Source organism: Pseudomonas sp. E6002 (genome assembly GCF_013385565.1).
In the GTDB taxonomy this organism is placed as follows: Bacteria; Pseudomonadota; Gammaproteobacteria; order Pseudomonadales; family Pseudomonadaceae; genus Aquipseudomonas.
Window position 1 is genome coordinate 52540 of the sequence record NZ_JACAPT010000050.1, and the last position, 7310, is coordinate 59849.

Annotated in this window: 6 protein-coding genes; 5 read left to right on the top strand and 1 reads right to left on the bottom strand. The window is 62.5% G+C overall.

Annotated elements, in window-relative coordinates; translation table 11 throughout:
- The first annotated feature begins 172 nt into the window (after positions 1 to 172).
- Positions 173 to 1417 carry an FAD/NAD(P)-binding oxidoreductase gene (locus HX815_RS29945; RefSeq protein WP_177029416.1) on the top strand — a complete coding sequence of 415 codons (1245 nt, stop codon included), beginning with the start codon at positions 173 to 175 and terminating at the stop codon, positions 1415 to 1417.
- A gap of 9 nt (positions 1418 to 1426) precedes the next feature.
- Positions 1427 to 2242 (top strand): sulfite exporter TauE/SafE family protein, encoded by an 816-nt coding sequence (locus tag HX815_RS29950; protein ID WP_003207794.1) that lies wholly within the window; start codon positions 1427 to 1429, stop codon positions 2240 to 2242.
- A 30-nt stretch (positions 2243 to 2272) separates the two neighbouring features.
- Here HX815_RS29950 and HX815_RS29955 read toward each other — a convergent pair whose 3' ends face one another.
- Positions 2273 to 2938, bottom strand: coding sequence for a response regulator transcription factor (locus HX815_RS29955; protein ID WP_063028558.1), 666 nt, complete (start codon positions 2936 to 2938; stop codon positions 2273 to 2275).
- A gap of 237 nt (positions 2939 to 3175) precedes the next feature.
- Between HX815_RS29955 and ercA the strand changes: the two genes are divergently transcribed.
- The 3 genes from ercA (at position 3176) to HX815_RS29970 (ending at position 7251) form a co-directional block, all read left to right on the top strand.
- Positions 3176 to 4339 (top strand): alcohol dehydrogenase-like regulatory protein ErcA, encoded by a 1164-nt coding sequence (ercA, locus tag HX815_RS29960; protein WP_003207798.1) that lies wholly within the window; start codon positions 3176 to 3178, stop codon positions 4337 to 4339.
- Positions 4323 to 5693 (top strand): hybrid sensor histidine kinase/response regulator, encoded by a 1371-nt coding sequence (locus tag HX815_RS29965; protein ID WP_003207799.1) that lies wholly within the window; start codon positions 4323 to 4325, stop codon positions 5691 to 5693. Before ercA ends, HX815_RS29965 begins: the two co-directional genes overlap by 17 nt.
- A gap of 79 nt (positions 5694 to 5772) precedes the next feature.
- Complete coding sequence (locus HX815_RS29970) at positions 5773 to 7251, top strand: DASS family sodium-coupled anion symporter (RefSeq protein ID WP_008434472.1); 1479 nt, start codon at positions 5773 to 5775, stop codon at positions 7249 to 7251.
- The last annotated feature ends 59 nt before the right edge of the window (positions 7252 to 7310 follow it).

The window sequence follows — 7310 nt, forward strand, 5'->3', positions numbered from 1 at the left end:
TTCCCAGATAGCTAATGGCGACTTACATTCAGTTAGGTTTCCACATAACCTTGTGAGCTTAAGTGAATTAAAGGACCCGAGGCAAAGGATGGCATCGTGGTGGCAAACAGCTAGGGCGTGGTGCCATACGGCAACGACCCTTGCGTGCATTAACTGAAAAAGGCCATAGACCATGAACGACCAACACTGGGGACCTACCATCAGTGGCGATATCGTTGTCATCGGTGGCGGCTCGGCAGGCATCGGCCTGCTGGCCAGCCTGCTCAAGCGCGACCCGCACCTGAACATCATCCTGATCGAGCCCAGCGACCACCACTACTACCAGCCGGCCTGGACCCTGGTGGGCGGTGGGGCTTATGACGTTACCAGGACCGTGCGCCCCATGGCCGACGTGCTGCCCAACGGCGTCACCTGGATCCAGGCCGCGGTCAGCGAATTACTGCCCGACGAGCAAACCCTGGTGCTCGACAGCGGCCAGCGCGTCAGCTGGAAGAACCTCATCGTGTGCCCGGGCCTGCGCCTGGCCTGGGAAAAGATCGAAGGCCTGCAAGAGACCCTCGGCCAGCATGGCGTGACGTCCAACTACAGCTATGAACACGCCGCCTACACCTGGCAGCTGGTGCAGCAACTCAAAAATGGCAAGGCGCTGTTCACCCAGCCGACCATGCCGATCAAATGCGCCGGCGCCCCGCAAAAGGCCATGTACCTGTCGTGCGATCACTGGCTCAAGCAGGGTGACCTGAAAAACATCAAGGTCGAATTCAACCTGGCCGGTGCCGCCTTGTTTGGCGTGGCCACCTTCGTCCCGCCGCTGATGAAGTACGTTGAAAAGTACGCCGCCCAACTGGCGTTCAACTCCAACCTGGTCAAGGTCGACGGCCCCGCGCGCAAGGCCTGGTTCGAAATCAAGGACGCCGAAGGCAATGTGCGCGTCGAAGAGAAAACCTTCGACCTGCTGCACGTCGTCCCGCCACAGGTCTCGCCGGACTTCATTCGCCACAGCCCCCTGGCCGATGCCGCCGGCTGGTGCGAAGTGAATCCCCAGAGCCTGCAACACCTGCGCTACCCGCACATCTTCGGCCTGGGCGATGTGTGTTCCACCACCAACGCCAAGACCGCCGCGGCGGTGCGCAAGCAAATCGTGGTGGTGGCGGAAAACCTGCTGGCCCTGCGCAGACAGGCACCGTTGCCCCTCAAGTACGACGGCTATGGCTCCTGCCCGCTGACCGTGGAGAAGGGTAAGGTGGTGCTGGCCGAGTTCGGCTATGGCGGCAAGTTGCTGCCGACCTTTCCCCTCGACCCGACTGTGGCGCGGCGTTCGGCGTGGTTCCTCAAGGCGAGTTTCCTGCCGTGGTTCTACTGGAACGGCATGCTCAAGGGCCGCGAGTGGCTGACCCGTCTGGCCAAGGTGGATTGAGGCAACCCTATGCTGCTGGCAAGTTTTCTGGGCGTGTTGATGGGGTTGGTCATGGGCTTGACCGGTGCCGGAGGCGGCATTCTTGGTGTCCCGGCCCTGGTATTGGGGCTGGGGTTGACCATGACCCAGGCCGCGCCCGTGTCGTTGTTCGCGGTGGGCGCGGCCGCTGCCGTGGGGGCTGTCGACGGTTTGCGCCATGGCCTGGTGCGCTACCGTGCGGCGCTGCTGATTGCGCTGCTCGGCGCGCTGTTTTCGCCGCTGGGGGTGTTCTTCGCCCACCAGATGTCGGAGAAAGTCCTGATGGGCCTGTTCAGTGCGCTGATGGTGCTGGTGGCCTGGCGCATGCTGCAACGGGAGAAGCTTGAGGCCGGGCCGAGCGACCACGGCACCGCGTCGTGGGGCCAGAAGAACTGCATGCTCGACCAGCAGACCGGGCGCTTTTCCTGGACCGCCAAATGCACCGCCACCCTGGCAGCACTCGGCGCAGTGACCGGTGCGGTCTCGGGGTTGCTCGGCGTGGGCGGCGGCTTCCTGATCGTACCGGCGTTCAAGCAACTGACCGATGTGCAGATGCGCGGCATCGTCGCCACCTCGCTGATGGTGATCAGCCTGATCTCGTTGATCGGCGTGATCGGCGCGTTTCATGCCGGGGTCAGTATCGAGCCGATGGGCTGGGTGTTTATCGGTTCGAGCATTGTCGGCATGTTGGCGGGGCGGCGCCTGTGCTCGGTGATCAAGGCGCGCACCTTGCAGGTGGGTTTTGCCACCCTGTGTGTGCTGGTGGCGGCGGGCATGCTGTTTCGGGCCCTCATTCAGGTGCCTTGAAATGCGGTCAGCATCCCGCCCCTACGGGTATCAGCGCCGCAGGTAGGCACCAAAGTCGATGTCCCCGGCGCTGAGAATCGCCTGCACCCGATTGTGCACGTTCAACTTGCGCAGGATTGCCGAGACATGGGCCTTCACCGTGGTCTCGGCAATCTCCAGGCTATAGGCGATCTGCTTGTTCGAGTCACCCTTGGTCATCCGCTCCAGCACCAGCAATTGCTTGCGGGTCAGGGCCTGCAGCAGCTCCGGCGCAAGCCCCAGGCAATCATTCATGCGACGTTGCCCGCCGATTTTCTGGCTGCGAATAATCTCCGGCGGCAAATACACATTGCCGTTGAGAATCTGTTGGATTGCCTCGGTCATCTGCAGCCTGGGCGAGGACTTGGTGATAAACCCCACCGCGCCATAGGTGATGGCTTGCAGCACGACCTGCTTGTCCTGCTCGGCAGACACGATCACCACCGGAATCGTCGGCGACTCGTTGCGCAGGTTGATCAGGCCATTGAGGCCGTGCATGCCCGGCATGTTCAGGTCCAGCAGGATCAGATCCAGGTCGTCGTGCTCCTGGCTCAGGGCCAGGGCGCTGTCCAGGTCGCCGGTTTCCATCACTTCGCTGCCCGGGAACCCGTCGCTGATGACGTTGTGGATCGCCTCGCGAAACAGTGGGTGATCGTCGGCTATCAGAATTTTGTACATGGACGTTCGCCTTATTATTTTTGCTTATTCAAGCAGGTCCGATCCATAGGGTCATGCGCCCATTACATGCCAGTCTCGATGCCTTGGGAATGCGACGATAGAGAGGGGAATCAGTACCAAAGTAGTAGATCGTGCCGTACGTCGCGGTTTCAGCGCCCCCCATTGGTCTGATTGCAATCAGTGTCGGATGGGTTAGTGTGGAGCGCATCTTCCAGAATAATAAAAACAGGCTTACCAATGAGCCCGAACCTGAGTCTCCTGCGTAAATTCGTTTCCCCTGAAATCATCTTTGGCGCCGGCTGCCGGCACAACGTAGGCAACTACGCCAAGACCTTTGGCGCGCGCAAGGTGTTGGTGGTGAGTGATCCCGGCGTGGTTGCTGTCGGCTGGGTGGCCGATGTCGAGGCCAGCCTGCAAGCGATCGGCATCGACTACTGCCTGTACACCGCCGTTTCGCCCAACCCCCGGGTTGAAGAGGTGATGCTCGGCGCCGAGGTCTACCGTGAAAACCATTGCGACGTGATCGTCGCCGTCGGTGGCGGCAGCCCGATGGACTGCGGCAAGGCCATCGGCATCGTGGTCGCCCATGGCTGCAGCATCCTCGACTTCGAAGGCGTCGACACCATCCGCGTGCCGAGCCCGCCGCTGATCCTGATCCCGACCACCGCGGGTTCCTCGGCGGATGTCTCGCAGTTCGTGATCATTTCCAACCAACAGGAGCGCATGAAGTTCTCCATCGTCAGCAAGGCGGTGGTGCCCGATGTCTCACTGATCGACCCGGAAACCACGGCGAGCATGGACCCGTTTCTCTCGGCCTGTACCGGCATCGACGCGCTGGTGCATGCCATCGAGGCCTTCGTGTCCACCGGCCACGGCCCGCTGACCGACCCCCACGCGCTGGAAGCCATGCGTCTTATCAATGGCAACCTGGTGCAGATGATCGCCAACCCCGGCGACATCGCCCTGCGGGAGAAAATCATGCTGGGCAGCATGCAGGCCGGGCTGGCGTTTTCCAACGCGATCCTCGGCGCGGTGCATGCCATGTCCCACAGCCTTGGCGGCTTTCTCGACCTGCCCCATGGCCTGTGCAACGCGGTGCTGGTGGAACATGTGGTGGCGTTCAACTACAGCGCGGCACCGGAGCGTTTCAAGGTGATTGCCGAGACCTTCGGCATTGATTGCCGGGGCCTCAACCACCGGCAAATCTGCGGCCGGCTGGTGGACCATTTGATCGCGTTGAAGCATGCGATCGGCTTCCATGAAACCCTCGGCCTGCATGGGATTCGAGTGGCGGACATTCCCTTTCTGTCGCAGCACGCCATGCACGACCCGTGCATCCTTACCAACCCGCGTGAATCCAGCCAGCGTGACGTCGAGGTCGTCTATGGCGAAGCTCTCTGACGATCAGCAACGGGCACTCGCGGGGCTGCTGGGGCTGGGCAACCACTCGGCGCGCAAGAGTCATTACCCCGAACTGACCGCGCGCCTCGACGAGCTGGAAGCCGAGCGCAATCGCTACATCCGCCTCAACGACGAATTGGAACAGCGGGTCGCGGCGCGTACCGACGAGTTGCTGGAAGCCAACCGCAACCTGCAACAGCAAATCGCCCAGCGCGAGAAGATCGAGCAGGACTTGCGCGATGCCCGGGATGCCGCCCAGGCCGCCAACCGCAGCAAGGACAAATACCTTGCCGCCGCCAGTCATGACCTGCTGCAACCCCTCAATGCCGCACGCTTGCTGATTTCCACCCTGCGCGAGCGCAACTTGCCCAGCGTCGAACACGTGTTGGTGGAGCGCACCCATCAGGCCCTGGAAGGCGCCGAGGATTTGCTCACCGACTTGCTGGACATTTCCCGACTCGATCAAGCGGCGGTCAAGCCGGACATCGCCCTGTACCGTCTCGACGAACTGTTCGCACCGCTGGTCTCGGAATTCCAGTCGGTGGCCGCGGCGTCCGGGCTGAACCTGCGGGCGCGTACAGGCCATTACGCAATCAACACCGACCTGCGGCTGGTGACGCGGATCCTGCGCAATTTCCTCAGCAACGCCTGCCGCTACACGAGCGCGGGCTCCATCCTGTTGGGCGCCCGCCGCCGGGGTGAGCGGTTGCGCCTGGAGGTGTGGGACACCGGGCGCGGAATTGCGGCGGACCGTCTGGACGCCATCTTCCTGGAGTTCAATCAACTGGACGTGGGCCGCGCCGCCGACCGCAAGGGCGTGGGACTGGGGTTGGCGATTGTCGAGCGTATCGCCGAGGTCCTCGGTTATCCGGTGGCGGTGCGTTCGTGGCCGGGGCGCGGTTCGATGTTCAGCATCGAAGTCCCCATCAGCGAGGACATGCCGCTGCCCATCAGTGTGGTGGCCGCGCAACCGAGCACCGGCAACCCGCTGCCGGGGAGGCGGCTGCTGGTGCTGGATAACGAAGTCGGCATCCTCGACAGCATGAGCGCGCTGCTTGGGCAGTGGGGCTGCGAGGTGGTCACTGCGACCGACCAGGCCGGCGCACTGGTTGCGTTGCAGGGCAGGGCACCGGAGCTGATTCTCGCGGACTATCACCTGGACCATGGCGTGGTGGGCTGTGAGGTCGTGCACCAGTTGCGCGAGCATTTTGGCTGCAGGATTCCGGCAGTGATTATCACCGCCGACCGCACCGACCAATGCCGCCGTGCATTGCAGCGCCTGGACGTGCCATTGCTGAATAAGCCGGTCAAGCCCGGCAAGTTGCGGGCGGTGTTGACCCAGTTATTGGCCTAGCCACTTGATACCCGTCAACACCGGGCGTGACGCTTTGCCTCATGCTGTGGGCCAGATTTCACGGCCGACGGAGAACCCCATGAGTGCCCCCGCAACAACAGCTGCTTCATTCAAGTTGCCCCTGGGCCTGGTGGTCGGCGTACTGGTGATGGTCGGCGTGCTGCTGTTGCCGCTGCCGGCCGACTTGCCGGTGGCCGGGCACCGGATGCTGGCGATCCTCGCGTTTGCGGTGGTGGTATGGATCACCGAAGCGGTCTCCTACGAGGCCAGCGCGATCATGATCACCTCGTTGATGGCGTTTTTGCTCGGCACTGCGCCGTCGCTGCAAGACCCGACGCACCTGATCGGTTCCAGCCCGGCCATCAGCATGGCGTTGACGGGGTTTTCCAACCCGGCGCTGGCGCTGGTGGCCGGCGCGCTGTTTATCGCCGCAGCCATGACCCATACCGGGCTGGACCGGCGCATCGCGTTGGTCACCCTGACCCGCGTGGGTACCAGCACCCGGGGCATTCTCGTCGGAGCAGTTGCCGTGACCATCCTCTTGAGCCTGGTGGTGCCCAGCGCCACGGCCCGCAGTGCGTGTGTGGTGCCGATCATGATGGGGGTGATTGCCGCGTTTGGCGTGGACAAGCGTTCGAATATTGCGGCCGGGATCATGATCGTCGTGGCCCAGGGTACGAGCATCTGGAACGTCGGTATCCAGACGGCGGCGGCGCAGAACCTGCTGACGGTTGGCTTTATGGACAAGATGCTGGGGCAGCGGGTGTCGTGGATCGACTGGTTGATCGCTGGGGCGCCGTGGGCGCTGATCATGTCGGCGGTGTTGTTGTTTTTGGTGTTGAAGCTGCTGCCGCCGGAGAGTGACAGCATTCCCGGAGGCAAGGAGGCGGTGGCGCAATCGCTGGTGGACATCGGGCCGATGACGGGGCCGCAGAAGCGCTTGCTGACGGTGTCGGTGTTGCTGTTGCTGGCGTGGGCGACTGAGGGGCGGTTGCACAGCTTTGATACGACCTCAACGACGTATGCCGGGCTGGTGTTCTTGCTGATGCCGGGGATCGGGGTGATGACCTGGAAGGATGTGCAGTCGCGGATTCCGTGGGGCACGGTGATTGTGTTTGGGGTTGGCATCAGCCTGGGTACGGCGTTGCTGACGACCCAGGCGGGGCAGTGGCTGGGGTCGCAGGTGGTGGCGCATACCGGGTTGGACCAGGTGGGGCCGCTGGGGGTGTTTGCGATTCTGGGGGTGTTTTTGATCGTGATTCATTTGGGGTTTGCCAGTGCCACGGCGTTGACCTCGGCGTTGTTGCCGATTTTGATTGCGGTGTTGCAGACGTTGCCCGGGGAGTTCAGTCGGCTGGGGATGACGATGTTGCTGGGGTTTGTGATGAGCTACGGGTTTATCCTGCCCATCAATGCGCCGCAGAATATGGTGTGTTTGGGGACCGGCACGTTTACCGCGCGGCAGTTTGCCAAGGTCGGGATTTTGGTGACGTTGATTGGGTATGGGTTGATGTTGGTGTTTGCGGCTACGTATTGGAGTTGGTTGGGGTGGATTTGAGGTGGGGGGCATATCCGTTATTTCGGTAACGGCCGCTTATGGTTCCGCTCTTACAGCGG

Coding starts and splice junctions, on each gene's coding strand:
- HX815_RS29955 (WP_063028558.1), bottom strand. CDS start 2,938: ATGTACAAAATTCTGATAGCCGACGATCACCCACTGTTTCGCGAGGCG.
- HX815_RS29970 (WP_008434472.1), top strand. CDS start 5,773: ATGAGTGCCCCCGCAACAACAGCTGCTTCATTCAAGTTGCCCCTGGGC.
- HX815_RS29950 (WP_003207794.1), top strand. CDS start 1,427: ATGCTGCTGGCAAGTTTTCTGGGCGTGTTGATGGGGTTGGTCATGGGC.
- ercA (WP_003207798.1), top strand. CDS start 3,176: ATGAGCCCGAACCTGAGTCTCCTGCGTAAATTCGTTTCCCCTGAAATC.
- HX815_RS29945 (WP_177029416.1), top strand. CDS start 173: ATGAACGACCAACACTGGGGACCTACCATCAGTGGCGATATCGTTGTC.
- HX815_RS29965 (WP_003207799.1), top strand. CDS start 4,323: ATGGCGAAGCTCTCTGACGATCAGCAACGGGCACTCGCGGGGCTGCTG.